Origin of the sequence: Streptomyces montanus (assembly GCF_005786655.1) — a bacterium.
In the GTDB taxonomy this organism is placed as follows: Bacteria; Actinomycetota; Actinomycetes; order Streptomycetales; family Streptomycetaceae; genus Streptomyces; species Streptomyces sporangiiformans.
Genome location: NZ_VBZC01000001.1, coordinates 1 through 26,056, shown reverse-complemented (window position 1 = coordinate 26,056; position 26,056 = coordinate 1). Strand labels below are relative to the sequence as shown.

Genomic DNA, 26,056 nt, shown 5'->3' with positions numbered 1-26,056 from the left:
CCTGCCATGACGGTGAATCCACCCGACCCGCCGACCGTCACCAACCGACCAGTCGGTACCCTCTTCGGTATGACGACTGCTCTGCCAGAACGCGCCGGGCGGCGCTGCCACAACGTCCTCAATCCCCTCCACTCGACGCACTACTTCTCGCCGGACCTGGGGCGGGAGCTGGCCGCGATCGGGGTCGCCGACCGCAATGCCGCGTACTTCGCGGCGCGGGCCGCGGCCATGGGTCCCGTGGGCGCGGGCGTGGTGACGGCGACCTTCTACAACTTCCGCCATGAGCTGGTGGCGCGGCATGTGCCCGAGGTGTGGCGGACGGCTGCTCCGGAGGCCGTGCTCGCGGCACGCGCCCGTGCCGTCGACGCGACGCTGCGGCGCCTGCTCGGCGACGAGGCGATCAGGTCCAAGGAGATGGCCGAGGCGGCGGAGCTCGCACTGCGCGCGGCCCAGGCGTGCGTACGGACCGCACGCCCGCTGTACGCGGCGCACGCGGATCTGCCCGTGCCCGACGAACCGCATCTCGCCCTCTGGCACGCGGCCACGCTGCTGCGCGAGCACCGGGGCGACGGGCACCTCACGGTCCTGCTCGGCGCGGCACTCGACCCCGTCGAGGCTCTGGTGAGCCACACCGCCACCGGCAAGGGCATGGCACCGAAGTGGATCCTCGCCACGCGCGGCTGGACGCGCGAGGACTGGGACGCCGCGGCCGACCGCCTCCGGGAGCGCGGACTGCTCGACGCCGAGGGGGAGTTGACGGCGGCGGGGGTCGACCTGCGCAAGGAGATCGAAGAGCGGACGGACCGCCTCGACCGGGCCCCGTACGAGCACTTGGGCGCCGCGGGCGTCGAACGCCTCACCGAGCTGGCGACAGGACTGCTCATGACGGCCCTCACGGCGGGGGCGTTCCCCGAGGGGATGATCGGCAAGAGCTGAGGGCCGGGGACGCACACACGCGCGCGTGCGTCCGCATGCGTCACGGTCGGCCAGGGCGGCCCGGGATTCGGGACCCGGCTCCGAGGTACCCGGACGCCACCGGTCGCGGACCAAGGGGCCGGGAAGCGAAAGGGGAAGACGTGTTCCGAGCGATTGCAGACGTGTTGCGGCAGATCGGCGGAGCGCTCGCCACGATCGTGACGTTGCCGTTCCGGGTGCTGGCCCGGCTGTTCGGGGGTGCCTCCCACTCGACGCGACGCGCCGGGCGGGCCCGCCGGGTGTGACCGCCCGTGCGACCGCGGACCGCCGTCGTGGCCGGGCACACCGAGGGTGTGCCCGGCCTTTCGTGTGCCGTGATGCCGCCCTGATCCCCCGTTGTCGGTGTCACCTGCCACAATTGCCGCGCAACCTCAGTGAAGAAGGCGGTACGGGATCGTGACGACACCCCTCGTAGGGTCCATCGAAGGCAGGATCGCCGAGGAGCTCGGCGTACGGGAGCGGCAGGTCAAGGCTGCCGTCGATTTGCTCGACAGCGGTTCGACGGTGCCCTTCATCGCCCGCTACCGCAAGGAAGCGACCGAGATGCTCGACGATGCGCAGCTGCGCACGATCGAGGAGCGGTTGCGCTACCTGCGGGAGCTGGAGGAGCGGCGGACGGCGGTCCTGGACTCGGTGCGTGAGCAGGGCAAGCTCACCGACGAGCTGGAGGCACGGATCCGCGGCGCCGAGACCAAGGCGCGTCTGGAGGACATCTATCTGCCGTTCAAGCCGAAGCGGCGGACGAAGGCGCAGATCGCGCGCGAGGCGGGTCTGGAGCCGCTGGCCGAGGGGCTGCTCAGTGACCCGGCCGTCGAGCCCCTGGCCGCGGCGGCCGCTTTTGTCGACGCCGACAAGGGCGTCGACGATCCGCAGGCGGCCCTCGACGGTGCCCGCGCGATCCTCACCGAGCGGTTCTCCGAGGACGCCGACCTGATCGGCGAGCTGCGTGAGCGCATGTGGGTGCGCGGCCGGCTCGCGGCCAAGGTGCGGGACGGCAAGGAGGAGGCGGGCGCCAAGTTCGCCGACTACTTCGACTTCGCCGAGCCCTTCACCGAGCTGCCCTCCCACCGCATCCTGGCCATTCTGCGCGGCGAGAAGGAGGAGGTCCTCGACCTCGTCCTGGAGCCCGAGGAGCCGACGGACGGACCTACCTCGTACGAGGGACTCGTCGCGAACCGCTTCGGGATCGCCGACCGCGGCCGGCCCGCCGACAAGTGGCTGGCGGACACGGTCCGTTGGGCCTGGCGCACCCGCATCCTCGTGCACCTCGGCATCGACCTGCGCCTGCGGCTGCGGACGGCCGCCGAGGACGAGGCGGTCAACGTCTTCGCGGCGAACCTGCGCGACCTGCTGCTCGCCGCCCCCGCGGGCACGCGCACGACGCTCGGGCTCGACCCGGGATTCCGTACGGGCGTGAAGGTGGCGGTGGTCGACGCGACCGGCAAGGTCGTCGCGACGGACGTCATCTATCCGCACGTCCCGCAGAACAAGTGGGACGAGTCCCTGGCCAAGCTGGCCCGGCTCGCCAAGGAGCACACGGTCGAGCTGATCGCGATCGGCAACGGCACGGCGTCCCGGGAGACCGACAAGCTCGCCGGTGAACTCATCGGGAAGCACCCAGAGTTGAAGCTCACGAAGGTGATGGTGTCCGAGGCCGGCGCCTCCGTGTACTCGGCGTCGGCCTTCGCCTCGCAGGAGCTGCCCGGCATGGACGTGTCGCTGCGCGGCGCCGTCTCCATCGCGCGGCGCCTGCAGGACCCGCTGGCCGAGCTGGTGAAGATCGACCCGAAGTCGATCGGCGTGGGGCAGTACCAGCACGACCTGTCCGAGGTGAAGCTGTCGCGATCGCTGGACGCGGTGGTCGAGGACTGTGTGAACGGCGTCGGCGTGGACGTGAACACCGCCTCCACGCCGCTGCTCGCCCGGGTCTCCGGCATCTCCTCCGGGCTCGCCGAGAACATCGTGGCGCACCGCGACGCGAACGGGCCGTTCCGGTCGCGGACCGCGCTCAAGGAGGTGGCGCGGCTGGGGCCCAAAGCCTACGAGCAGTGCGCCGGCTTCCTTCGGATTCGCGAAGGTGACGATCCGCTGGACGCGTCCAGCGTGCACCCGGAGGCGTATCCCGTGGTGCGGCGGATGGTGAAGACGGCGGGCAGTGAGGTCGCCTCGCTGATCGGCAACACGGGTGCGCTGCGCTCGCTGAAGCCGGCCGACTTCGTGGACGAGACGTTCGGTCTGCCGACCGTCACGGACATCCTCAAGGAGCTGGAGAAGCCGGGCCGCGACCCGCGTCCCGCCTTCAAGACGGCCACCTTCAAGGAGGGCGTCGAGAAGATCTCCGACCTGTCCTCCGGGATGGTGCTGGAGGGCGTCGTCACGAACGTCGCCGCCTTCGGCGCCTTCGTGGACATCGGCGTCCACCAGGACGGGCTCGTGCACGTCTCCGCGATGTCCAAGACCTTCGTCAAGGACCCGCGCGACGTCGTGAAGCCCGGCGACATCGTGAAGGTGAAGGTCCTGGAGGTCGACATCCCGCGCAAGCGGATCTCGCTGACGCTGCGTCTGGACGACGAGGCTGCTCCGCAGGGGCAGCAGCAGGGTGGGGGCCGGCCCCAGCGGGGCGGCCGTCCGCCCCAGCAGCGGGGTCAGCAGCGGCAGGGCCGCGGCGGGGGCGGTGGCGGCGGGTCCCGCCAGGCGCCGCCACCCGCCAACAGCGCCATGGCGGACGCGCTTCGGCGTGCCGGGCTCGTTGACCCGAAGGGCGGGCGGGGGCGGGGCTGAACACCGCGAGTGGGTGGGCTGGGGGTTTTCCTTCCCCCAGCCCACCCCTTCCCGAAACAGGGGGCTGCGCCCCCAGGCCCCCTTTGCTCGCACTTCGGCTGCGGGCCCGCTGTGGCTGGTCGCGCAGTTCCCCGCGCCCCTAAGCCAAGTGCCCGTTTCTCAACCAGCTAGGTGTGCACCTTCGCGAGGAAGTCGCGTACCAGGGCCACGACTTCCTCCAGGTGGGTCTCCAGCAGCCAGTGCCCGCCGTCCAGCAGATGAAGCTCGGCGTCCGGCAGGTCACGCAGATAGGCGCGCGCGGCGCCCTCGGGCATGTAGCCGTCCTGGGGGCCCCAGGCGATCAGCGTCGGGGGGCGGTGCTCGCGCAGGTACGCCTGGTACTTCGGGAACCAGTCGAGGTTCTCCCGCAGTCCCTGCATGAGCCCGACCATGATCTCGCGGCGCTGCGGGGAAGCCAGCAGGGGCCACGACAGTTTCCACAGGTCGGGGCTGACACGCTCCACGAGCCGTTCGTCGATCTCGCCGACGAACTCCTCACGCAGGCCCTCCTCGGTCACCGCCGCCAGCAGGCGCTCCCGCCCTTCGGGCGTCGGGTGTTCCCAGTACTCCTTGAGCGTCTGGTACTTCGGGCCGAGCTCTTCCTCGTAGATGTCCCCGTTCTGGACGATCAGCGCCGCGACGCGCTCCGGTGCGCGCATCGCCAGCCGCAGCCCGATCTGCGAGCCGTAGTCGTGCAGGTAGAGGGCGTACCTGCGCAGCTCCAGCGCCGTGGTGAAGCGTTCCAGGAAGCCGGCGTACCCGTCGAAGGTGTACGGGAAGCCGGCCGGATCCGGGGTGTCGCTGTAGCCGAAGCCTGGGAAATCGGGCGCGATCAGCCGCCACCGGTCGGCCAGCGCCGGCATGAAGGCGCGGAACTGGAACGAGGATGACGGATAACCGTGCGGGAGCAGAACGACAGGGGCATCGGGCGGGCCGGCCTCACGGTAGAAGACCCGGACCCCGTCGATGTCCGTGTACCGGTGTGCTGTCCTGGTGGCGGCCGGGGTGTCCATCGATCCCACCTCCTCTACGGGACGGATTCGGTGATGGGTGCAGCTACCCGGCGAGCTCCTGAGGAAACTCCCTCTTGTTCAAGCGACGAGAGCAGCCGCGAGCACAAAGTCGCAGGTCAGCGCCCTTAAATGGGCTGTCCATTGCTGGCAGCCTGATCGGTGGCCCCGGCGTTGCGCGGCTGGCTGCCACACACCGCACAGTGCCGATGTCGGCGGTGACCGGCCCGGGCGAACGTTCCCCGGTCCCACGACGTCACAGGGGTGACCGTCTTTGAAGAAGGGGCTCCCGTGATCGCGACGACTGCCGTGCGAAACCGCCCGCGAACCCTCCGTGCCGCCGCAGTGCTCGGAGCACTGCTGTGGACGACGTCGGCGTGCGGCAAGGATTCCTCAGCGAAGGCGAGCGAGCCCGACTGGCAGGAGCCCTCCTCGTACACCTACACGCTCACGTCGAGCGAGGGCGAGCGCGCGCTGATCGGCACGTTCGACATCACCGTCCGGGACGCAAAGGTCGTGAAGGCCGTCGGACTCGACGAGAGCGCCCGGCGCGTGGTGAAACAGCTGCCCGACCAAGTGCCCACGATCGGGGACCTGTTGGATGAGCTGGCGCAGGCACGCGAGGACGGCGCCCACCAGGCAGAGGTCGAACATGCAGGCGCCGGCCACCCCGTCCGGATCTGGCTGGACTGGGAGGAGAACGCTATCGACGACGAGGCCCTGTACGTCATCAGCGACTACGAGCCGCTCGCGTAACCCAGGTCCTGAAACGGGCGCCCCGACGCGCTGCGGGCTCGGACGACTTCCGCAGGGACCTGGGGTTCGACGCGGACGGGTACGTCATCGACTCCCCACCCTGGCGCGGCGGCCGGCCACACGCCCGGGGCAGCCTCCGTCAGCGCTCCGTCACCTTGCCGTCCGCGACCTCCAACCGCCGTGTCGTCCGCACCGCGTCGAGCATCCGCCGGTCGTGGGTGACCAGGAGCAGCGTGCCCTCGTACGCGTCCAGGGCCGACTCCAGCTGTTCGATCGCCGGCAGGTCCAGGTGGTTGGTCGGCTCGTCCAGGACGAGGAGGTTGACGCCGCGGCCCTGCAGCAGGGCCAGGGCCGCGCGGGTGCGTTCGCCCGGTGAGAGGCTTGCGGCGGCGCGCAGTACATGGTCGGACTTGAGGCCGAACTTGGCGAGGAGGGTGCGCACTTCGGCCGGTTCCGTGTCCGGGACCGCCGCACGGAACGCGTCGAGCAGCGATTCCGAGGCGTGGAACAGTTTGCGGGCCTGGTCGACCTCACCGACGATCACGCCCGGGCCGAGGGTGGCATGGCCCGCGTCCAGCGGCACGCGGCCCAGCAGGGCGGCGAGCAGCGTGGACTTGCCCGCGCCGTTCGCGCCGGTGACGGCCACGCGGTCCGCCCAGTCGATCTGGAGTGTCGCCGGGCCGAAGGTGAAGTCACCGCGGCGCACCTCCGCGTCGCGCAGGGTGGCGACCACGGCACCCGATCGTGGCGCCGCGGCGATCTCCATCCGCAGTTCCCACTCCTTGCGCGGCTCCTCGACGGCGTCGAGCCGCTCGATCATGCGCTGGGTCTGCCGGGCCTTCGCGGCCTGCTTCTCGCTGGCCTCGCTGCGGAACTTGCGCCCGATCTTGTCGTTGTCGCTCCCCGCCTTGCGCCGCGCGTTCTTGACGCCCTTGTCCATCCAGGCACGCTGCATCTGGGCCCGCCCTTCGAGCGCGGCCCTCTTGTCGGCGTACTCCTCGTAGTCCTCGCGGGCGTGCCGGCGTGCCACGTCCCGCTCCTCCAGATAGGCCTCGTATCCGCCGCCGTAGAGCGTGATCTGCTGCTGAACGAGGTCGAGTTCGAGGACCTTGGTGACGGTGCGGCTGAGGAACTCGCGGTCGTGGCTCACGACGACGGTGCCCGCGCGCAGCCCGCCCACGAAGCGCTCCAGGCGCTCCAGGCCGTCCAGGTCGAGATCGTTGGTGGGCTCGTCGAGCAGGAAGACGTCGTAGCGGGAGAGCAGCAGGGAGGCGAGTCCGGCGCGGGCCGCCTGGCCGCCGGACAGCGACGTCATCGGCTGGTCCAGGCCGATACCGAGGCGGAGGGAGTCGGCGACCTCCTCGGCCCGCTCGTCGAGGTCGGCGCCGCCGAGACCGAGCCACCGCTCCAGGCTCGTCGCGTACGCGTCGTCCGCGCCCGGTGCCCCGTCGACCAGCGCCTGCGTGGCCTCGTCCATCTCGCGCTGGGCCTCGGCCACACCCGTGCGGCGGGCGAGGAACTCCCGCACGGTCTCGCCCGGCCGGCGGTCCGGCTCCTGTGGCAGATGCCCGACGGTGGCGCCCGGCGGGGAGAGCCTCAGCTCGCCCTGCTCGGGTGTGAGCAGCCCGGCGAGCAGGCGCAGCAGCGTGGACTTGCCCGCGCCGTTGGCACCGACCAGCCCGATCACATCGCCGGGCGCGACGACGAGGTCGAGCCCGGAGAAGAGGGAGCGGTCGCCGTGACCGGCGGCGAGATTCTTGGCGACGAGAGTGGCAGTCATCAGGGAGCAGATCCTAATCGCCCGGCTCGCACATCAGCGCCCGGATCTACTCCTCACCACCGCCTCACCGCCGCCTCTCCGCGCCCACGGCCTCTCCGCGCCTACCGCCTCTCCGCTTCCGCCGCCCCGCCCTCAGCGCGCCATCACCGCTCCGGGCCACCGCCCCGCCCTCAGCGCGCCATCGCCTCCACCAGCACGCTCCCCGACGTCCGCGCCACGATGAAGGCCTCCCCCTTCGTGGCCTTCGCGTCCAGCGCGAGCCGGTGCCGGCCCGCGTCCAGGACGCCGTCGAAGACCTCGTACGCGTGCGTGCGGTACAGCCGGTCCAGCCGGTACGCGATCAGCTGCACCCGGCAGGTGGAGGTGACCTCCACGCCCGCCTCGCCGTCGGCGGCGACCAGGCGGGTGAGGCGGCGCTGGTCCTGGGGGCTGCGGTCCAGGGCGTGTTCGATCTGCGCGACGAGCAGCGGGATGATCGGGGCGAGACCGTCGACGTACGCGACCTCGACGCCGGCGCGTTCGAAGGCCCGCCGTACGGAGGCACGCTCCTGCTCGCCGACGGCGCGGCCGAAGGCGACGGCGCCGTAGGTGCGCAGTTCGTCGGCGGGGACGTCGGTGGCGTCCCGGGTGATCTCGGCGCCGATGCCGATGGTGCGCAGTGCGGCGGCGAGCTTGGCGAGGACGGCGACGCGGGCACCGATCAGCAGGACGCGGCGACGCTCGCCGCCGGGGCCCGTGAGCAGGGAGCCCAGCGCGTCACGGTACTCGGCACCGCGGAAGCGGAACGGGCCGATGCCGTGATAGCCGTTCAGCTCCAGATCCGCCCGCTCGTCCGTCTGCCAGGCGAAGTCGCGCCACACATAGTCCTCACCCAGCTTCTCGATCATCGCGGTGACGGCGCCGCACGCGAGGTCCGCGCATTCGGGACAGCCGTAGATCACGTACCGACCGCCCTCCAACGGGGCGTCGGCTTCCAGCAGGAGACTGCGCACCTGCGCGGTGAAGATCGCGGGCGGCACGTCGGAGGCGAGGGGGGACACGGCGTCGAGGTCGGAGAGTTGGAAGAGCAGCGGCTGTCCGTTGACGATGAAGTCCACGAAATCCCGGTGCACCTGGTAGTCACCGTTGGCAAGGACTCCACCGGCACGCATGGCCGGTGCCAGGCCGAAGGTCGCGTACTCGGCAGACATGGTGTGAGTATCCCCAGACTGGGGGTGATGTGAGCACGGCATGGCACATTCCGTTAACGTCCGCCTGTGAACAGTGAGCTGAGCAGTGACGTGACAGTGGTCGGTGGCGGTGTCATAGGACTGACGACGGCCGTCGTCCTCGCGGAGAGCGGCCTACGTGTCCGGATCTGGACGCGAGAGCCCGCCGAGCGGACCACCTCGGCTGTTGCGGGCGCGCTGTGGTGGCCGTACCGCATCGAGCCGGAGGCACTCGTCGGCGAGTGGGCACTCCAATCACTGTCCGTGTACGAGGAGTTGGCGGCGCGGCCCGACGAGACCGGCGTACGGATGGTCGAGGGCGTAAACGGTGGCACATCGCTGGACGACTTGGGACCGTGGGCGGCGCGGGTGCCGGGGCTGCGGGCGGCGACGGCCGAGGAGTACCCCCTGCCGGGGCCGGGACTGTGGGCGCGGCTGCCCATGATCGACATGCCCGTGCATCTGGCCTGGCTGCGCGAGCGGTTCGTCAGGGCAGGCGGGACGATCGAGGAGCGGCATGTCACGGATCTCGCGGAGGTCGCGGCGCCGGTCGTGGTCAACTGCACGGGGCTCGGCGCACGGGAGCTCGTACCGGATCCAGGGATGTGGCCCGTGCGGGGGCAGCTGGTCGTCGTGGAGAACCCGGGCGTGACCACCTGGCTGACCGCGGTGGACTCCGGCGACAAAGGGACGTACTTCTTCCCGCAGCCGGGCACGCTGATACTCGGCGGGACGGCGGAAGAGGGCGAGTGGTCGCTGACGCCCGACCCCGGAGTGGCCGAGGAGATCGTGCGGCGCTGTGCCGCGGTGCGACCGGAGATCGCCGGGGCGCGGGTCCTCGAGCACCGCGTGGGGCTGCGGCCCGCGCGCCACGCGGTGCGGATCGAGCGTGAACTCCTGCCCGGCGGTTCGGTGCTGGTGCACAACTACGGGCACGGAGGGGCCGGCGTCACTGTGGCGTGGGGCTGCGCGCGGGAGGCGGCCCGGCTTGCCGCCTCCCGCTGACGCCTGGCTCAGCGGTGCTCGTGCCCGAGCGGATCCCCTTCCGTCTCGGTGCCGGGGCCGGGGCCGACCCTGAGTCCGAAGTCGCCGTCGTACTCCTTGTGGCCCTGGATCACGGCGAGTTCGACGGCCTCAGAGCCCATCGCGCTCCGCACGATGACCGGGTCCTTGCGCAGGTCACGCATGAGGGCGACGCACATCCCGATCATGATGACCACGAAGGGCGCGGCCGCGAGGATGGTGAGGTTCTGCAAGCCGGTGAGCGCGTCACCCTTGCCGCTGCCGATGAGGAGCATGATCGCGGCGACGGCTCCGGTCACCACGCCCCAGAACACCACGACGAGACGGCTGGGTTCGAGCGCACCCTTCTGCGAGAGCGTTCCCATCACGATGGACGCGGCGTCGGCTCCCGAGACGAAGAAGATGCCGACCAGGATCATCACGAGCAGGCTGGTGGCCGTAGCGATGGGGAACTCCTGGAGGACACCGAAGAGTTGGCCCTCGGGCGTCGCCTCCTTGGCGAGCCGGTCGCCCTCCTGCAGCTTCATCGCCGAACCGCCGAAGAACGCGAACCAGACCAGGCTGACGGTGCTGGGCACGAGGATGACGCCGCCGACGAACTGGCGGATGGTGCGGCCGCGGCTGATGCGGGCGATGAACATGCCGACGAAGGGCGTCCAGGAGATCCACCAGGCCCAGTAGAAGACGGTCCAGCTGCCCAGCCAGTCCGCTACGCCCTTGCCGCCGCTGGCCTCGGTGCGGCCCGCGAGCTGCGGCAGGTCACCCAGGAAGGAGAAGATCGACGTCGGCAGCAGATCGAGAATGATGACGGTCGGACCGGCGACGAACACGAACAGGGCGAGCAGCAGCGCCAGCACCATGTTGATGTTGGACAGCCACTGGATGCCCCGCTCGACACCCGAGACGGCCGAGGCGACGAAGGCCGCCGTCAGTACGGCGATGATGGCGACGAGCAACGTGGTGCTCACCTCGTCCAACCAGTTCAGCTCCGTGAAGCCGGAGCCGATCTGGAGCGCGCCGAGGCCCAGTGAGGCCGCGGAGCCGAAGACCGTGGCGACGATCGCGAGGATGTCGATCACGCGGCCGGCGCTGCCGTTCGCGTGCTTCTCGCCGATGAGCGGGGTGAAGACCGCGCTGATCGTCTGACGCCGGCGTTTGCGGAAGGTGCTGTAGGCGATGGCGAGTCCGACCACGGCGTAGATCGCCCAGGGATGGAGCGTCCAGTGGAAGAGGGTGGTGGCCATCGCCGTTTCCATGCGCTCCGCCGAGTCGGCGGGGCTGGTGCCCGGCGGGGGCGTGGTGTAGTGGGAGAGCGGCTCGCTCACACCGTAGAACATCAGGCCGATGCCCATGCCGGCGCTGAACATCATCGCGACCCAGGACACGGTGCGGAACTCGGGCTCCTCGCCCTCCGTTCCGAGGTGGATCCGTCCGTAGCGACTGACCGCGAGCCAGAGCGCGAAGACCACGAAGCCGGAGGCGGCGAGCATGAAGGCCCAACCGCCGTTGTGCATGAGTCCGCCGAGCAAGTCGGTGGAGACGCTCTCCAGCGAGTCGGTCGCGACCGCACCCCAGATTACGAAGGCGACGGTGAGCGCGGCGGTGACGCCGAACACCACGCGGTCGGTGTTATGGGCGGGGGTGCCTGGGATGTCCGCCGACTCTCCCAGACCTCCCCGCTTCTTCAGATCCTCTGTCATCCGCGGCACCTTCCCCCGAAAGCCGTAGCGACACTTATTCCTCTGTCGTTCATGTCTCTACGTATTCCTCTGTCGTTCATGTCTCTACGACCTACCACAGGTGCGCCTGTTTCCAATCGTGATCGACTCAGCAATCGTTCACAGGCTCTCCGACCGCGAGGTGATAGGGCGCACGTTCGTCGAGGAGTAGCGGGACAAGTGCCCGCAGGGACTGACGTAGCGGCACATAAGTGCCGTCACCGTCCTTTGTCACCTTGACTCCGTGCAGGGCGAACTCGTCCTTCAGATCCGCGTACTGCCCGGCGGTGAGCCGGTAGGCGCAGGGCGGATCCTGGATGATCTCGGACGGTTCGGCCGGGTCGTTGTCGGCGCCGCCGACGTAGACCGGTCCGCTGTCCCGGTAGCCGGCGAGCCGGGCGGCCGACGTGGCCGCCTCGATCCGGGTGCGGCGCTCGCCCGAATAGGCGAACAGCCCGTCCAGTGCCGCCAGCTGGGAGTGGACACGGCGCCGGTTGTTGAGCGCCTCGTCGGCCTTTTCCGCGTCGGTCAGGGGATCGACGCGGCTCTCTATGAGCAGCCCGACCCCGTGTTTGACGCCGGACATGTTCCGCAGGATCCGTTCCTGCCCGTCGCCCGCGACTTGTTTGACGGGGTCGCCGGTCTCGGGGTCGGTCCAGATGCCGTACGTCCCGGTCGAGTACCCCGCTGTGCGAGCCGCGGGCCGCACATAGCCCTCCGACAACGTCTGCGCCTCGTCGTGCACGGCCCCGTCGGTGTTGAGGTTGCGCGGCCAGAGGTCGAACAGGTCCTTGTCGTAGTACTGCGGTGTGGCCCCGTACTCGTGCAGGTCGTAGATCACGTCGGGCCTGCGGTCACGGATGACGGCCGCCATGGCCCGGGCCTCGGCCGTTCCCAGCGACAGATGGTCGCGGTTGATGTCGACGCCGTCGCTGTTGCCACGGGTGTCGGCGGCCCGCCCGTCCGGGTTGGCGGTGGGAACGACGAGCAGGGTGGTGCGGTCGAGGAACGCCCGGGTGCGCGCGTCCTTCGCGTAGGCGAGGTCGCGGATGGTGGTGAGGCAGGCCTCGCGTCCGGACGGCTCGTCGCCGTGCTGACTGCACACGAGCAGCACGGTGTGGGCGGCGGTGCGCCCGCTGCCGACGCGTACGAGTTGGAGCGGGCGGTCCTGCCGGGTGGTGCCGATCCGGTTCACGGAGACCCGGCCGCTCGCCTTGTCGACGGCGGCCAGGAAGTCCTGCTCCTCGGGCTGACTGGTCCAGCGTGCGCCGTCGGTCCGCTCGAATCCGGTACGCGGCGGGGTCGCGGCCGCGAGGGCGGGCACCGTCAGGAGTGGCCCGAGGAGCACCGCCGCGGACATGGCGGACAGGCCGAGGGCCTTGATGTGACGGGGCGTCATCAACGGCTTCCTCCGGGGACGCGCTGCGGGGTGCGGGGGTCGGCGACCCCGTCGAGGGCGGCCTCGGGCGTGATGTGCGCGGATCCCGAGGTGGCGGCCGTGAAGGCCCGGGTGCCTCCGACGAGCGGCACGCTGGCCGTCGTACGGGACAGGTCGAGCTTGAGTGTGGGCTGGGTCGAGGGCGGGTCGATGAGGTCCTTGTCGGTGCCCGCGACGATCAGCGCCAGCCGGTGGCCGGCCGGGATCACGTGGTCGCTCGCATGCAGGTCGAGGGTGATGGTGTACGGCTTGCCCGGGGTGAGCGGGACGCCCTTCAGGTCCGAGGCGTAGTTGCCGAGGTCGGCCCAACCGCGGCTGAAGACGGTGTAGTCGACGTCCGCGGTCTTGGCCTGTGTCTTCTTGTAGCAGGAGCTGTCGCCCGTGGTACTCGGGCCCCAGCAGCTGCGGTCGGTGAGCGTGGTGATGCCCTCGGCGGCATCCGCGTAGTCGCGGATGGTGTCCGGGCCCAGGTCGACGAGGACCGCGGACAGGTGGGCCGTCGAGGTGCTCGGCGTGGCCGTGACCGTCACTTTGGAGGAGCCGGACAGGCGCAGGCTCTTGGTGAGCGGCTTGGTGATGAATCCTGCCTTGCCGGCGGTGGACTGGTCGATCTGCGCGGCCCAGTCGGTCTCGCTCTGCTGCGGGTTGTCGGTGAACGTCTCGGTGCCCGATCCGGTACGCAGCCCAAGGGTCCCCACGCCGGCCTGCTCGCCCTTGCCGGGGCGCAGGCTCACGGAATCCGTGCCGTGCGGCGACCAGACGGTGGATGTCACCCACTGGTCGGGGGCGCGCTCGATGTCGGCCATGGGCTCGTCGTCGATGCCGTTGTCGTAGCCGAGGAGTTCATGGTCGAACCAGCGGTGCAGGGTGTCCACCCACTCGGCGCGGCGGAAGTCGAAGGGGTCGACATGGCCGGTCTGCGACAGCCAGATCTTGCGCTCGACACCGTTCTTGGCGAGAGCGTCCCACCACTGGCCGAAGTGCTTGGGGCGGACGTTGAGGTCCTGCATGCCGTGGATGACGAAGACGCTCGCGTCGACCTTGCCGGCGTCCTTCACGTAGTCGCGCTCGGTCCACAGCTTCGTCCAGTCGCCCGTGCGCGGGGCCTCGTCGACGAGGCGCTTCTGGACGGCGGCGCACTTGGCGCGGGCGTCCGGGCTCTCGACGTAGTCGGACAGCCAGTCGGGGCCGGAGTCGTAGAGCGGGGCGCCCTTGGCGAAGTAGTAGTCGTACCAGGAGGAGATGCCGGCGATCGGGACGATCGTCTTCAGGCCCTCGACTCCCGTAGCGGCGACCCCGTTCGCGACGGTGCCGTCGTAACTCTTTCCGATCATGCCGGTGTTGCCGTTGGTCCAGCCCGCCTTGGCGCGGACGGTGCCGGTGCGGGAGGTGTAGCCCTTGGCCCGGCCGTTCAGCCAGTCGACGACGGCCTTCGCGGACTGGACGTCGGAGCGGCCGCCGACGTCCACGCAGCCGTCGGAGCGGTTGGTGCCGGCGAAGTCGACGCCGACGAAGGCGTAGCCGCGCGGCACGAAGTAGTTGTCGTAGAACAGCGGCATCTGGACGACGTTGCCCTGGGCGTCGTACGTCTTCTTCTGGCTCTCGTTGCCGCGCCCGCAGCAGGAGTAGTACGGGCTGGCGTCCATGATCACGGGTATCTTGCGGCCCTGCTGGGCAGGTTCGCGCGGCCGGACGATGTCTGCGGCGACACGGTCCGTCTTCCCGTCCGAGTCGCCGTCGAGCCCGGTGTCGACCCATACGGATTCGCGGATCGCGTTCTCGTACGAGTAGACGGGTTTGCTCTCCCGTGGCGCGCTGTGCGCGGAGACCGGGGTGAGCAACGCCGCCATCAGGGCGGCGATGGCCGCCGTCGCGAACGTTCTCCAGGTGGTGAGGCGCATGTGGCGCGCACGTATCGGCATGCGCGGAAGGTACCCCGGTCAACTCCCGGGCAAAAGAGGGCCGTTCGGGGTCGGAGAGGCAGGCTGGACGGATTGGGCCCCGAGTAGGCAGTGAAAGGTCCGTGGGACGGATTGGCTCATGTCGGCCGAATGGCGATCGTGTGACAGCGGTGGCCGTGGACACGACCGGGACCACAGCGAGTGAATAGTCTGCGAACTGACCTTGGGACCCTACGACTTGGAGCTTTCGTGCACCGCAGACTGATCGCCCCGGGCGCGCTCGCGGCCTCCCTGATGCTGGCGATCCCGGCATCGGCGGCAGACTACAGTCCTGGGGCGCCGGGCATCGGCGACCCCTACTACCCGGCGTACGGCAACGGCGGATACGACGTCTCGCACTACGACCTCCGGCTCAAGTACCAGCCTGAATCGGACAAGTTGGAGGGGACGGCGACCCTCCTGGCCACCACCACACAGGACCTGTCGCGCTTCAATCTGGACTTCCTGCTCGACGTGAGCGAGGTGAGGGTCAACGGCGCGAAGGCGTCGCTCACGACCTCCGGCGAGCACGAGTTGGAGATCACGCCGAAGACACCGCTGCCCAAGGGCACGGCCGTCACCGTCGTGGTGCGCTACAGCGGGGTACCGTCCTCGAAGAAGGCGTACGGGTTCACCAGCTGGCACCGCACGCCGGACGGCGGAGTCGGGGCGAACGAGCCCGAGGCGGCCTGGTGGTGGTTCCCGAGCAACGACCATCCGCTGGACAAGGCCACCTACGACGTGTCGGTGGCGGTGCCGGACGGGACGCAGGCGATCTCCAACGGCACGCTGCAGTCGGCGACTTCGCGGCTCGGCTGGACACGGTACAACTGGCGGTCCAACAAGCCTCAGGCCACGTATCTCGCCACGCTGGCGGTCGGCAGGTTCGACGTGACGACCGGGACGTCGGAGAGCGGCATCCCCATCGTCAACGCCTACAGCAAGGATCTGGGCGACAACTACGGGGCCGCGCGGGCGAGCATCGAGCGGACCGGGGAGATCGCCGACTGGCTGACCGAGTATTTCGGGCCGTACCCCTTCAACGCGCTCGGCGGCTATGTCCCGAACACCACCACCGGGTACGCGCTGGAGACGCAGACGCGGCCGTTCTACAGCCCGCGCCAGTTCGCGAACGGCACCAACGTGTCCGTGGTCGTCCACGAGCTGGCCCACCAGTGGTACGGCGACTACGTGTCCGTCGCCGGATGGAAGGACATCTGGGTCAACGAGGGCTTCGCGCGGTACGCGCAGTGGCTGTGGTCGGAGCACGAGGGCGAGGGCACGGCGCAGGAGATCGCGGACTACGTGTACGCGTCGCATCCGGCCGACGACGCCTTCTGGACGGTCAAGCCGGGGGATCCGGGGCCGGAGAACCAGTTCCACATCGCCGTGTACGACCGTGGGGCGCTGGCCCTCCAGGCGCTGCGGAACGAGATCGGTGACGAGGCGTTCTTCGCCATCCTGAAGGGCTGGCCGAAGCAGTACGCGCACGGCAACGCGACTGTCGGCGACTTCCTGAAGTACGCCGAGAAGGTCTCGGGTCAGCCCCTCGCGGCCCTCTTCGACACCTGGCTCTACCAGGCGTCCAAGCCGAGCGCACCCGCGGCCCGGGACGCGTCGATCGCTTCTCGCTCCGCGAGCACTCCGGCGCAGCCGAAGTCCTGGAAGAAGATCGCCGCGACGAACGACGTGCACGAGCACGAGCACGAAGACGCGCCCGCGCGCGAACACTGACGCGGGAGCGGCGGGCGGGCGATCCCGCGCCCGCTCGCCGCTCTTGCACTCCGCGGCGTCCTCGCTCAGGGACTCGCCTGCACAACACCGGTGAGACAGCAATACTGTTGCACCGCACTGACGCAGTGCGGTGCAAGGCGCGTAGGCCCGTAGGACCCGAGGAGCAGCCATGGCGACGGACACCGAGGAGCCGGATCTCACCGTCGATGAACTGGCCGCGCGCGCGGGCGTCACGGTCCGTACGGTCCGCTTCTACGGCACCAGAGGGCTGCTGCCGCCGCCCGTGATCGGTCCGCGCCGGGTCGGGTTCTACGGGCAGCGGCACCTGTCCCGGCTCGTGCTGATCGAGGAGTTGCAGCATCAGGGGATGACGCTGGCCGCGATCGAGCGGTATGTGGAGCAGTTGCCGGCCGATCTGAGCGCCCACGACCTGGCCATCCATCGTGCCGTGGTGGCCTCATGGGCGCCCGACTCGGCGGAGGAGTTGAGCCGCGCCGAACTGGAGCGCCGGGCCGGTCGCCCGCTGAGCGAGGAGGATCTGGAGCGGCTCGCCGCGATGAACGTCCTCGCACGAACCGAGGACGCGGGCGCGTTTCGTGTGGATCCGGGCCTGCTCCGGCTGGGCGTTCAGCTGCTCGACGTACCGATCGCGCACGAGACGATCCTCGCCGCGCGCGCTGTCCTGATGGAGCACACGCGCGCGGCGGCCCGTGAACTGTCCCGGCTGTTTCAGGCCGAGGTGTCCGAGCGCGAGTCGATGGCGGCGGTGAAGTCCCTGTCGGCGCACATGCAGCCCTTCGTGGTGCAGGCCCTCCTGACCACGTTCCAGCGCTCCCTCAAGGACGAGCTGCGGGAGTGGCTCAAGGAGTCCTGAGCCACCCCGCGCGGCTCTCATCGGCCCATGCTCAAGCGTCGCTGAACCGCTCGCCCTTCTCCGCCTTCTCCACGAGCAGCGCCGGCGGAGTGAACCGATCCCCGTAGCGCTCGGCGAGCTCACGCGCGCGGGCCACGAAGCCGGGCAGGCCGGCACCCACCCCGGGGGCGCCCTCGTATCCGTTGATGTACTGCAGGACACCACCGGTCCAGCCGGGGAAGCCGATCCCGAGGATGGACCCGATGTTGGCGTCGGCGACAGACGTCAGCACGCCCTCCTCCAGCAGCCTGACCGTGTCCAGCGCCTCCGAGAAGAGCATGCGCTCCCGCATGTCCTCGAAGGGGATGTCCGCGCCCTCGCGTGTGAAGTGCTCCCGCAGTCCGGGCCAGAGCCCCGCGCGCTTGCCGTCGACGTACTCGTAGAAGCCCGCCCCGCCGCTGCGGCCGGTGCGGCCGAACTCGTCGATCATGCGGTCGATGACGGCCTCGGCGGGATGCGTGGCCCATGTGCCGCCGGACTCCTCGACGGCCCGCTTCGTCTCCGTACGGATCTTGCGCGGCAGGGTGAGCGTCAGCTCGTCCATGAGCGAGAGCACCTTGGCCGGGTAACCGGCCTGGGCCGCCGCCTGTTCGACGGAGGCGGGCTCGATGCCCTCGCCGACCATCGCCACGCCCTCGTTCATGAAGTGCCCGATGACCCGGGAGGTGAAGAAGCCGCGCGAGTCGTTGACGACGATCGGGGTCTTCTTGATCTGCCGTACGAGATCGAAGGCTCGGGCCAGGGCCTCGTCACCGGTCCGCTCGCCCTTGATGATCTCGACGAGCGGCATCTTGTCGACGGGCGAGAAGAAGTGCAGTCCGATGAAGTCGCCCTGCCGGTCGACGCCTTCGGCGAGCGCGGTGATGGGCAGGGTCGAGGTGTTGGAGCACAGCAGCGCGTCCGGCTCGACGATGTGCTGGATCTCCTTGAACACCTTGCGCTTGAGCGCCGGGTCCTCGAAGACCGCCTCGATCACGGCGTCGCAGCCCGCGAGGTCCTCCGGCGCGGCGGTGGGAGTGATGCGGGCGAGCAGCGCGTCGGCCTTCTCCTGGGTCGTACGTCCGCGGGAGACGGCCTTGGCGCAGAGCTTCTCGGAGTAGCCCTTGCCCTGCGCCGCCGCCTCGGGCGACACGTCCTTGAGGACGACGTCGATGCCCGCGCGTGCGCACGAGTAGGCGATCCCGGCGCCCATCATCCCGGCGCCCAGGACGGCGACCTTGCGGACCTGGCGCTGCTCGATGCCCTGGGGGCGATTGGCGCCGGAGTTGACGGCCTGAAGGTCGAAGAAGAAGGCCTGGATCATGTTCTTGGAGGTCTGGCCCGCGGCCAGCTCCACGAAGTAGCGGGCCTCGATGTCCTGGGCGGTCTCGAAGTCGACCTGGGATCCCTCGACCGCGGCCGCGAGGATGTTCCGCGGGGCGGGGTAGGGCGCGCCGTTCGTCTGCTTGCGCAGGTTGGCCGGGAAGGCGGGCAGGTTCGCCGCGAACTTCGGGCTGGAGGGTGTGCCGCCCGGGATGCGGTAGCCGGGCTGGTCCCAGGGCTGCGACGACTCGGGGTGGGCGTCGATGAAGGCGCGGGCCTTGGCGAGCATCTCCTCGCGGGTGGTGGCCACTTCGTGGATGAGACCGTTGTCGAGCGCGCGGCGCGGGCTGTACTGCGTGCCCTGGAGGAGCACCTTCAGCAGCGCGTCGGCGATGCCCAGCAGCCGTACGGTCCGCACCACGCCGCCCCCTCCGGGCAGCAGGCCGAGGGTGACCTCGGGGCAGCCGATCTTGGAGCCGGGGGCGTCGAGGGCGACGCGGTGGTGACAGGCGAGGGCGATCTCGTAGCCGCCGCCCAGGGCCGCGCCGTTCATGGCGGCGACGACGGGCTTGCCCAGCTTCTCGATGCGGCGGAGGTCGCGCTTGACGGCGAGGCTCCGCTCGAAGGTGAACTGGGCGGTTTCGGGGGTGACCGCGATCAGGTCGCGCAGGTCGCCGCCCGCGAAGAAGGTCTTCTTGGCGGAGGTGAAGATGATGCCGCGGACGGAGTCCTGCTCGGCCTCCAGGCGGTCGGCGATCGTGGTGAGCGACTCCCGGAACGCCTGGTTCATGGTGTTCGCGGACTGGTGGGGGTCGTCGAGGACGAGGGTGACGACGCCGGTCTCGTCCTGTTCCCAGCGGATGGTGGTGCTCTCGGTCATGGCTTTTTCTCCGTAAGGGGACGGGACGTTCAGATGCGCTCGACGATGGTGGCGATGCCCATGCCGCCGCCGACGCACAGCGTGGCGAGGCCGAACCGCTTGTCCTGGCGCTCCAGTTCGTCGACGAGGGTGCCGAGGATCATCGCGCCCGTGGCGCCCAGCGGGTGACCGAGTGCGATGGCGCCGCCGTTGACGTTGACCTTGTCCAGGGACAGGCCCATGTCCCTGGCGAAGCGCAGGACGACCGCCGCGAAGGCTTCGTTGATCTCGACCAGGTCGATGTCGTCGATGGTCAGCCCGGCCTTGGCGAGCGCCTTGCGGGTGGCGGGCGCGGGCCCGGTCAGCATGATGGTGGGCTCGGAGCCGGAGACGGCGGCGGAGACGACGCGGGCGCGCGGGCGCAGCCCGTATCGCTCCCCCACCTCCTTGGAGCCGATCGCGACGAGCGAGGCGCCGTCCACGATGCCGGACGAGTTGCCCGCGTGGTGCACGTGGTCGATCTTCTCCACCCAGTGGTACTTCTGCAGCGCCACGGCGTCGAAGCCGCCCAGGTCGCCGATGTCGGCGAACGACGGCTTGAGCCCCGCGAGCGAGTCGGCGGTCGTGCCCGGACGCATGTGCTCGTCGTGGTCCAGGACGACGATGCCGTTGCGATCCCTGACCGGGACGACGGACCGCTCGAAGCGGCCGTCCTTCCAGGCCGCGGCTGCGCGCTCCTGGGAGAGCGCCGCGTATTCGTCGACATCCCGGCGGGTGAAGCCCTCGATCGTGGCGATGAGGTCGGCGCCGATGCCCTGCGGGACGAAGTTGGTGGCGAGGTTGGTCATCGGGTCGGCGAACCAGGCGCCGCCGTCGGAGGCCATGGGCACCCGCGACATCGATTCGACGCCGCCCGCGAGGACGAGGTCCTCCCAGCCCGAACGGACCTTCGCGGCGGCCAGGTTGACGGCTTCGAGGCCGGAGGCACAGAAGCGGTTCTCCTGGACGCCGGCCACCGTGTCCGGCAGGCCCGCCGCGACGGCCGCGATGCGGGCGATGTCGGAGCCCTGGTCGCCGACCGGGCCGACGACCCCGAGCACGATGTCGTCGACGGCGGCCGGGTCGAGGTCCGGGAAGCGGCCCCGGATCTCGTGGATGAGCCCGACGACCAGGTCGATGGGCTTCGTGCCGTGCAGGGCGCCGTTCGCCTTGCCGCGGCCCCGCGGGGTGCGGATCGCGTCGTACACGTACGCTTCGGTGCTCACTGGTAAGCCTTTCCATGGGGTCAGCCATGCGGGGACCGGCCGATGATCTCCTTCATGATCTCGGTCGTCCCGCCGTAGAGGGGGGATACGGCCGTCGGTCAGGGCCTTGGCGGCGACGAGGTACTTTCGGCTATTCGGCCCTCGAAGATCTGCCGGTTCATGGAGGGCCGCCCTGCGGGAGGCCGGGTACGTCCCAGTCGCGGGCCACGTCGGCGGTGTCGGCGCCCGGTCGCGCGGGCCCGCTGCGGACCGCGGCGGGGGTGGCGGAGAAGCGGGGTGCGGGAGCGGGCTGGGTGATGCCGTCGTGGTCGGTGAACGTGCCGCGGGCGGCAAGGTGCGGATGGTGCGGCGCTTCGCTCAGCGACAGGACGGGCGCCACGCATGCGTCGGAGCCCTCGAAGACGGCCGTCCACTCGTCGCGCGTACGTGTCCTGAAGCGGGCCGCGACCGTCTCGCGCAGTTCGTGCCAGCGCGCCGGGTCCTTGTGGGCCGAGGCGTGTTCCGCGATGCCGAGCAGGTCGACGAACTCCTGGTAGAAGCGCCGCTCGAGCGCGCCCACCGCCATGTACTGGCCGTCGGCCGTCTCATACGTGCCGTAGTAGGGGCAGCCGCCGTCGAGCAGGTTCGCGCCGCGCCGGTCCTGCCAGCCGCCCGCGGCCAGCATGCCGTGGATCATCGAGGCCAGGTGTGCGGCGCCGTCGACGATGGCGGCGTCGACGACCTGTCCCGTGCCACTCGCGCGGGCGTGGTGGAGGGCGGCGAGGACGCCGACGACGAGGTAGAGGGAGCCGCCCGCGTAGTCGCCGACCAGGTTGGCGGGGACGGCGGGCGGCCCGTCCGGTGCGCCGATCATGCCGAGCGTGCCGGTCAGCGCGATGTACGCGATGTCGTGCCCCGCGCGCGGGGCCAGCGGGCCCTCTTGGCCCCAGCCGGTCATCCGCCCGTAGACGAGCCTCGGGTTGCGGGCCTGGCAGGCCTCGGGGCCGACGCCGAGGCGCTCGGCGACGCCCGGGCGGTAGCCCTCGATGAGGATGTCCGCGCGTTCGGCCAGGTCGAGGACGTGGTCCGGGCCGTCGTCCGCCTTCAGGTCGATGATCACGGACCGCTTGTTGCGGTTGGTCACGTCGTACTGCGGGTTGATCGCGAGTCCCGCGCCGTCCGGCCGGTCCACGCGGACCACGTCGGCGCCCAGGTCGGCGAGGAGCATGGCGGCGAACGGGCCGGGCCCGATGCCTGCCAGCTCGACCACGCGCACCCCGGCGAGCGGGCCGGTCCCCGCCGTCCCTGCCTCTGCCATCAAGCCCCCAGCACTGTGACACTTCTGATGTAACATCAGCGATGTTAAGAACACGTTCCACACGGCACAAGACCCTGGCAAGCAAGCGCTTAGCCCATTCTGGAAGCTCTGCGCCTCCAGGGGAATCAGCGCGCGTCCAGCTCCGCTATGAGTTTCTTCGGGGCGATCGTGCGGAAGCTTTCCTCGACCCAGTCGCACAGCAGCTCCGCGGCCGGGGCGCCCTTCTCCTCCAGCGGGATGCTCACCCAGCCCGCCTTCCCGAGTCCGTACCCGGCGGGCCCGGCGCCCGGCGAGGTCATCGCGTGGGCGTGCGCCGCGTCGTCCTTGAGCTTCACGGTGATGCCCAGCGGATGGCTGCCGTCGTCCACACCGAGGAAGACGAAGACCTTCTTGTTGACCTTCGCGACGCTCTCGCCCCAGGGGAACTCCTCGGCCGCGCCCGGCAGGCCGAGGGCGAAATCACGCACTTGCTCCCACTTCTTGAGCGCACTCCTGGTCGCGGGCACGGCTGCCTCCGGTCCTTGGTTCGGCTCCTCGTACGGGGTACTGGTTCGGATACTCGTACCTCACGCTAGCCTCAGCCACCGACAACGGCGCGGGGTGCACGGCTGAGAGGTGCCATGGGCAGGCAGGACAGGACGGAGCGCATGTACGACATCGTGCTCTTCGGAGCCACGGGATTCGTCGGAGCGCTCACCGCGGAGTATCTCGCCGCACACGCCCCCGAGGGGCTGCGCTGGGCGATCGCGGCGCGCGACGCCGCGAAGCTGGAGCGGCTGCGCGATCGGCTGACCTCCATCGACCCGGCCTGCGCCGAGTTGCCTTTGCTCCGGGCGGACGTCAACGAGCCGGCCTCCCTGCGCGAACTGGCGCAGCACACGCGCGTGCTCGCCACGACCGTGGGGCCCTACCTCGAGTACGGCGAGGAACTGCTCGCCGCCTGCGCGGACGCCGGCACCGACTATCTGGACCTCTGCGGAGAGCCGGAGTTCGTGGACCTCATGTACGTGCGGCACGACGCACGCGCGCGTGAGACCGGGGCGCGGCTCGTGCACGCGTGCGGGTTCGACTCGATTCCGCACGACCTGGGCGCGTACTTCACCGTCCAGCAGCTCCCCGAAGGGGTGCCGCTGACCGTGGACGGATTCGTGCGCTCCGAGGCGATGTTCTCGGGCGGCACGTTCGCCTCCGCCCTCAACCAGTTCTCACGCGGGCGGCACATGGTGGCCGCGGCGCGGGACCGAAAGCGGCACGAGCCGCGGGTGGTCGGCCGACGCGCGTACGCACCACAGAGCGCGCCGCGGTACGCCAAGGAGGTGGGCATGTGGGCGCTGCCGCTGCCCACGATCGATCCGCGGATCGTGCAGCGGTCGGCCCGGGCCCTGGAGCGGTACGGGCCCGAATTCCGCTACCGGCACTACGCGGCCGTGAAACGGCTGCCGTTCGCGGTGGGCGGGGTGGCCGCGGCCGGTGCGGTGTTCGCGGCGGCGCAGCTGCCGCCCGCCCGGCGCTGGCTGTCCGGCCGGCTCAAGCCCGGGGAAGGGCCGAGCGAGAAGAAGCGGGCGAAGAGCTGGTTCTCCGTACGGTTCGTGGGCGAGGGCGGCGGACGCCGGGTCTTCACGGAGGTCGCCGGCGGCGACCCCGGGTACGGGGAGACCGCCAAGATGCTCGCCGAGTCCGCGTTGTGCCTGGCCTTCGACGACCTTCCCCCGACTTCTGGCCAGGTCACGACGGCGGTGGCCATGGGCGACGCGCTCATCGAGCGCCTGCGCGAGGCGGGAATCAGCTTCCGGGTCGCGGCCTCGCGCCCGGACAGGTCCTAGGAGGTCTGCCTCAAAGCGGCCACCCCATGACCGTGTAGATCATCCCCGCTATCCAGCCGACTCCGGCGAGGACCGCGAGGATCAGTCCCGCCATCACGGCACGCTCGACGGGCTGGCTGGGGTTGGCGGCGGGCTTCGAGGCACGGTGTGTCGTCATGCGGCACAGCCTGCCGATCATGACGGCGCCCGGCATCCGCACAGATACTCAGAACAGGTACTCAGAAGACGTACTCAGCAGATGTGATCAGAGCCGCAATCAGCGCTGTGATCAGAGCCGTGATCAGAGCCGTGATCAGGAGCGTAAGCAGATTCGCCGTCAGGTCGTCTTCAAGGCCCGGCGGCACAGCGCGTCCGCGTGGCGGGTCGTCTCCGGGAGGCGGAAGCGCGGTGCGAGGCGCAGGGTGTGAGCGCAGGCGTTGTCCAGCGTCACCCGGTGGCCGACCGAGACGAAGACCGGCTTGATCCCCTTCTGGGTGCGCAGCGCGCGGCCGACCTCCTCCTCGCCCGCGAGCAGCGGGGACGAGGAGCCGCGCGGAGCGCCGGGTTCCTCGTACGCGAAGGTGAAGGGGTTCTTGGCGACCCCGATCGTCGGGAGGCCGGTGAGGACGCCGAGGTGGCTGGCCAGGCCGAAGCGGCGGGGATGGGCGAGGCCGTAGCCGTCGCAGACGACCAGGCCCGGCTCGCACGGCAGGGCGTCGAGGGCAGCGAGGACGGCCGGGACCTCGCGGAAGGCGAGCAGACCCGGAACGTAGGGGAAGGACACCTGCCCCACGGCCGTGGACTCGGCCACGACGTCGAGGGTCGCGGCGTCCAGGACGACCGCCGCGGCCACGACGACGTTCCGCTCGTCGTCGTAGGCCACGTCGACCCCCGTCACCCGGCCGGTTCCCGGCGCGGGCCCCGGCTCGTCGAGGACCACCCGCCCTCGCAACTCGTCCTGCACGGCACGCGCTTGGTCTTCGGTGGCGGGCCAGCCCGCGGGGATGCGTACGGTCGTCATGGTGCCGTCGAGCGTACGGGGAGCCGAGGGGGCGGCGGGTAGGCTCGCGATCATGTTCGTACTGGAGCTGACCTACACCGCCCCGATCGATGCCGTCGACGCCGTTATGGAAGAACACGTCCGGTGGCTCGACCAGCAGTACGCGGCAGGGGCCTTCCTCGCGTCCGGGCGCAAGAACCCTCGTGACGGTGGCGTGATTCTGGCCGTCGCCGGCAGTCGCGCGGCGGTCGAGAAGATCACGGCGAGCGACCCCTTCGTCGTCGCGGGCGTGTGTGAGTACCGGATCACCGAGTTCGTCGCGACGAAGACGGCGCCCGAACTGGAGCGGTTCCGCGAAACGCTCGGCTGAGCCCGGCCTCACGAGGCGCCTCGCTCAGAGGCGCCTCGCTCAGAGGCGCCTCGCTCAGAGGCGCCTCGCTCAGAGACACCTCACTCAAAGACACCTGCTCAGAGGCGCCTCGACTGCCTCGACGCAGAGACCCCGGCTCCGTGACAGATCCTCAGCGCCCGAGAGCCCGGGACAGCTGCTCCTTGTTCATCTTGGAGCGGCCCTCGACGTTGCGGCTCTTCGCCTCCTCGTAGAGCTGCTCGTACGTGGGTCCTCCCGCTCCCTTGTGGGACCGCAGACCGCCACGCCGGCCGGACGAGATGTCCTGGGTCGAGGTACGGCTCGCGGTCTTGGACTCGCCACTCCGGGCACGTTCCTTGTTGACGGTCCGCGAGGCGATCTCCTTGGCGCGCCGCTCGCTCTCGCCGCGTTCGCGGGCGCTCTCCTTGATGTGTTCGTACTGCCGCTCCCGCTTGGGACTCGAGCCACGTGGCATGACCGCGCTCCTCACTGCTGGATGACTGCTCAAAGCGGCCCCTCTTCCACCCAAGCACGGCCCGAGTCCGCTCGCATCAGCGCTCCAGCCGTGCCACGCGGCCCTTCTCACCAGAGGCCCAGCAGCCCATGTCGGGCGTGCAGTCGACGGTGTCGTACGAGCCGGTGTCGAGGGTGCGCCAGGTGCGGCCGCCGTCCGTGGTGAGGTCGGTGCCGGTGGGGCCGACCGCGAGGGCGGCCGAGCGGCTGTGCGGGAGCCAGGCGACGCCCGAACGGTAGGCGGGCGGCGGCTGCGCAGCCGGCCCCCAGGTGCGGCCGCCGTCGCCGGTCACCGCGGCCGCCCGCGGTGACGCCTGGTCGGCCCGGTAGTCG

The 26,056-nt window shown here is 70.3% G+C and carries 23 protein-coding genes and 1 pseudogene; 10 read left to right on the top strand and 14 right to left on the bottom strand.

Annotation, left to right across the window (positions count from 1 at the left end; translation table 11 throughout):
• Positions 1-69: 69 nt before the first annotated feature.
• From FE633_RS00115 to FE633_RS00110, 3 genes are all read left to right on the top strand, one after another.
• Positions 70-936 carry an SCO6745 family protein gene (locus FE633_RS00115; protein ID WP_138042914.1) on the top strand — a complete coding sequence of 289 codons (867 nt, stop codon included), beginning with the start codon at positions 70-72 and terminating at the stop codon, positions 934-936.
• A gap of 140 nt (positions 937-1,076) precedes the next feature.
• Positions 1,077-1,220, top strand: a complete 144-nt coding sequence (locus FE633_RS46960; RefSeq protein WP_171059742.1) for an LPFR motif small protein — start codon at positions 1,077-1,079, stop codon at positions 1,218-1,220.
• 151 nt (positions 1,221-1,371) lie between these two features.
• Positions 1,372-3,756, top strand: coding sequence for a Tex family protein (locus tag FE633_RS00110; RefSeq protein WP_138042913.1), 2,385 nt, complete (start codon positions 1,372-1,374; stop codon positions 3,754-3,756).
• A gap of 167 nt (positions 3,757-3,923) precedes the next feature.
• On the opposite strand, the gene FE633_RS00105 is transcribed toward FE633_RS00110, so the two are convergent.
• Complete coding sequence (locus tag FE633_RS00105; protein WP_138042912.1) at positions 3,924-4,808, bottom strand: alpha/beta fold hydrolase; 885 nt, start codon at positions 4,806-4,808, stop codon at positions 3,924-3,926.
• A gap of 288 nt (positions 4,809-5,096) precedes the next feature.
• Between FE633_RS00105 and FE633_RS00100 the strand changes: the two genes are divergently transcribed.
• On the top strand, positions 5,097-5,561 hold the full coding sequence (locus FE633_RS00100; RefSeq protein ID WP_246113334.1) for a DUF6174 domain-containing protein: 465 nt from the start codon (positions 5,097-5,099) through the stop codon (positions 5,559-5,561).
• A gap of 139 nt (positions 5,562-5,700) precedes the next feature.
• On the opposite strand, the gene FE633_RS00095 is transcribed toward FE633_RS00100, so the two are convergent.
• Entirely contained in the window at positions 5,701-7,341 is a 1,641-nt protein-coding gene (locus FE633_RS00095) for an ABC-F family ATP-binding cassette domain-containing protein (protein ID WP_138042911.1), read from the bottom strand.
• Positions 7,342-7,511: 170 nt separating this feature from the next.
• Complete coding sequence (locus tag FE633_RS00090; protein ID WP_138042910.1) at positions 7,512-8,531, bottom strand: oxidoreductase; 1,020 nt, start codon at positions 8,529-8,531, stop codon at positions 7,512-7,514.
• Between the two features lie 66 nt (positions 8,532-8,597).
• On the opposite strand from FE633_RS00090, the gene FE633_RS00085 reads away from it, so the two are divergent.
• On the top strand, positions 8,598-9,554 hold the full coding sequence (locus FE633_RS00085) for an FAD-dependent oxidoreductase (RefSeq protein WP_138042909.1): 957 nt from the start codon (positions 8,598-8,600) through the stop codon (positions 9,552-9,554).
• 8 nt (positions 9,555-9,562) lie between these two features.
• Here FE633_RS00085 and FE633_RS00080 read toward each other — a convergent pair whose 3' ends face one another.
• From FE633_RS00080 to FE633_RS00070, 3 genes are all read right to left on the bottom strand, one after another.
• On the bottom strand, positions 9,563-11,272 hold the full coding sequence (locus FE633_RS00080) for a BCCT family transporter (RefSeq protein ID WP_138042908.1): 1,710 nt from the start codon (positions 11,270-11,272) through the stop codon (positions 9,563-9,565).
• A 127-nt stretch (positions 11,273-11,399) separates the two neighbouring features.
• Positions 11,400-12,689, bottom strand: coding sequence for a M14 family metallopeptidase (locus FE633_RS00075; RefSeq protein ID WP_138042907.1), 1,290 nt, complete (start codon positions 12,687-12,689; stop codon positions 11,400-11,402).
• Positions 12,689-14,650, bottom strand: coding sequence for a Xaa-Pro dipeptidyl-peptidase (locus FE633_RS00070; protein ID WP_138042906.1), 1,962 nt, complete (start codon positions 14,648-14,650; stop codon positions 12,689-12,691). The genes FE633_RS00075 and FE633_RS00070 overlap by 1 nt, the downstream gene beginning before the upstream one ends.
• Positions 14,651-14,878: 228 nt before the next feature.
• On the opposite strand from FE633_RS00070, the gene FE633_RS00065 reads away from it, so the two are divergent.
• Together FE633_RS00065 and FE633_RS00060 are read left to right on the top strand one after the other, a co-directional pair.
• Positions 14,879-16,402, top strand: coding sequence for a M1 family metallopeptidase (locus FE633_RS00065; RefSeq protein WP_171059741.1), 1,524 nt, complete (start codon positions 14,879-14,881; stop codon positions 16,400-16,402).
• Between the two features lie 169 nt (positions 16,403-16,571).
• Positions 16,572-17,276 carry a MerR family transcriptional regulator gene (locus FE633_RS00060; protein WP_138042905.1) on the top strand — a complete coding sequence of 235 codons (705 nt, stop codon included), beginning with the start codon at positions 16,572-16,574 and terminating at the stop codon, positions 17,274-17,276.
• 31 nt (positions 17,277-17,307) lie between these two features.
• On the opposite strand, the gene FE633_RS00055 is transcribed toward FE633_RS00060, so the two are convergent.
• The 4 genes from FE633_RS00055 to FE633_RS00040 form a co-directional block, all read right to left on the bottom strand.
• A complete protein-coding gene (locus tag FE633_RS00055; RefSeq protein ID WP_138042904.1) occupies positions 17,308-19,497 on the bottom strand; it encodes a 3-hydroxyacyl-CoA dehydrogenase NAD-binding domain-containing protein in 2,190 nt (729 codons plus the stop codon).
• A 29-nt stretch (positions 19,498-19,526) separates the two neighbouring features.
• Complete coding sequence (locus tag FE633_RS00050) at positions 19,527-20,741, bottom strand: acetyl-CoA C-acetyltransferase (protein WP_138042903.1); 1,215 nt, start codon at positions 20,739-20,741, stop codon at positions 19,527-19,529.
• 157 nt (positions 20,742-20,898) lie between these two features.
• Positions 20,899-22,038 carry a CaiB/BaiF CoA transferase family protein gene (locus tag FE633_RS00045; RefSeq protein WP_138042902.1) on the bottom strand — a complete coding sequence of 380 codons (1,140 nt, stop codon included), beginning with the start codon at positions 22,036-22,038 and terminating at the stop codon, positions 20,899-20,901.
• A 125-nt stretch (positions 22,039-22,163) separates the two neighbouring features.
• The gene (locus FE633_RS00040; protein WP_138042901.1) at positions 22,164-22,544 is read right to left on the bottom strand and encodes an MmcQ/YjbR family DNA-binding protein; all 381 of its coding nucleotides are present in this window, start codon (positions 22,542-22,544) and stop codon (positions 22,164-22,166) included.
• Between the two features lie 114 nt (positions 22,545-22,658).
• On the opposite strand from FE633_RS00040, the gene FE633_RS00035 reads away from it, so the two are divergent.
• A complete protein-coding gene (locus FE633_RS00035) occupies positions 22,659-23,861 on the top strand; it encodes a saccharopine dehydrogenase family protein (RefSeq protein WP_138042900.1) in 1,203 nt (400 codons plus the stop codon).
• A gap of 10 nt (positions 23,862-23,871) precedes the next feature.
• Here FE633_RS00035 and mmpA read toward each other — a convergent pair whose 3' ends face one another.
• Together mmpA and FE633_RS00025 are read right to left on the bottom strand one after the other, a co-directional pair.
• Positions 23,872-24,018: a morphogenic membrane protein MmpA gene (gene mmpA / locus FE633_RS00030; RefSeq protein ID WP_162931372.1), complete on the bottom strand. Its 147-nt coding sequence runs from the start codon at positions 24,016-24,018 to the stop codon at positions 23,872-23,874.
• Between the two features lie 159 nt (positions 24,019-24,177).
• Complete coding sequence (locus FE633_RS00025) at positions 24,178-24,861, bottom strand: endonuclease V (protein WP_138043131.1); 684 nt, start codon at positions 24,859-24,861, stop codon at positions 24,178-24,180.
• Positions 24,862-24,913: 52 nt separating this feature from the next.
• Between FE633_RS00025 and FE633_RS00020 the strand changes: the two genes are divergently transcribed.
• Complete coding sequence (locus FE633_RS00020) at positions 24,914-25,210, top strand: YciI family protein (RefSeq protein ID WP_138042899.1); 297 nt, start codon at positions 24,914-24,916, stop codon at positions 25,208-25,210.
• Positions 25,207-25,443: a pentapeptide repeat-containing protein gene (locus FE633_RS49645; RefSeq protein WP_138043130.1), complete on the top strand. Its 237-nt coding sequence runs from the start codon at positions 25,207-25,209 to the stop codon at positions 25,441-25,443. The genes FE633_RS00020 and FE633_RS49645 overlap by 4 nt, the downstream gene beginning before the upstream one ends.
• Here FE633_RS49645 and FE633_RS00010 read toward each other — a convergent pair.
• Both FE633_RS00010 and FE633_RS00005 read right to left on the bottom strand, forming a co-directional pair.
• Positions 25,362-25,685, bottom strand: coding sequence for a plasmid stabilization protein (locus tag FE633_RS00010; RefSeq protein WP_138042898.1), 324 nt, complete (start codon positions 25,683-25,685; stop codon positions 25,362-25,364). The two genes, FE633_RS49645 and FE633_RS00010, sit on opposite strands and share 82 nt — an antisense overlap.
• Before the next feature lie 76 nt (positions 25,686-25,761).
• A pseudogene (locus FE633_RS00005) lies at positions 25,762-26,056 on the bottom strand (oxidoreductase); the annotation flags it as partial.

Bases quoted from the DNA above. Each gene is read 5' to 3' on its own strand.
- FE633_RS00115 (WP_138042914.1), top strand. From the start codon at position 70: ATGACGACTGCTCTGCCAGAACGCGCCGGGCGGCGCTGCCACAACGTC.
- FE633_RS00105 (WP_138042912.1), bottom strand. From the start codon at position 4,808: ATGGACACCCCGGCCGCCACCAGGACAGCACACCGGTACACGGACATC.
- FE633_RS00095 (WP_138042911.1), bottom strand. From the start codon at position 7,341: ATGACTGCCACTCTCGTCGCCAAGAATCTCGCCGCCGGTCACGGCGAC.
- FE633_RS00090 (WP_138042910.1), bottom strand. From the start codon at position 8,531: ATGTCTGCCGAGTACGCGACCTTCGGCCTGGCACCGGCCATGCGTGCC.
- FE633_RS00080 (WP_138042908.1), bottom strand. From the start codon at position 11,272: ATGACAGAGGATCTGAAGAAGCGGGGAGGTCTGGGAGAGTCGGCGGAC.
- FE633_RS00075 (WP_138042907.1), bottom strand. From the start codon at position 12,689: ATGACGCCCCGTCACATCAAGGCCCTCGGCCTGTCCGCCATGTCCGCG.
- FE633_RS00070 (WP_138042906.1), bottom strand. From the start codon at position 14,650: ATGCCGATACGTGCGCGCCACATGCGCCTCACCACCTGGAGAACGTTC.
- FE633_RS00060 (WP_138042905.1), top strand. From the start codon at position 16,572: ATGGCGACGGACACCGAGGAGCCGGATCTCACCGTCGATGAACTGGCC.
- FE633_RS00055 (WP_138042904.1), bottom strand. From the start codon at position 19,497: ATGACCGAGAGCACCACCATCCGCTGGGAACAGGACGAGACCGGCGTC.
- FE633_RS00045 (WP_138042902.1), bottom strand. From the start codon at position 22,038: ATGGCAGAGGCAGGGACGGCGGGGACCGGCCCGCTCGCCGGGGTGCGC.
- FE633_RS00035 (WP_138042900.1), top strand. From the start codon at position 22,659: ATGGGCAGGCAGGACAGGACGGAGCGCATGTACGACATCGTGCTCTTC.
- mmpA (WP_162931372.1), bottom strand. From the start codon at position 24,018: ATGACGACACACCGTGCCTCGAAGCCCGCCGCCAACCCCAGCCAGCCC.
- FE633_RS00025 (WP_138043131.1), bottom strand. From the start codon at position 24,861: ATGACGACCGTACGCATCCCCGCGGGCTGGCCCGCCACCGAAGACCAA.
- FE633_RS00020 (WP_138042899.1), top strand. From the start codon at position 24,914: ATGTTCGTACTGGAGCTGACCTACACCGCCCCGATCGATGCCGTCGAC.
- FE633_RS00010 (WP_138042898.1), bottom strand. From the start codon at position 25,685: ATGCCACGTGGCTCGAGTCCCAAGCGGGAGCGGCAGTACGAACACATC.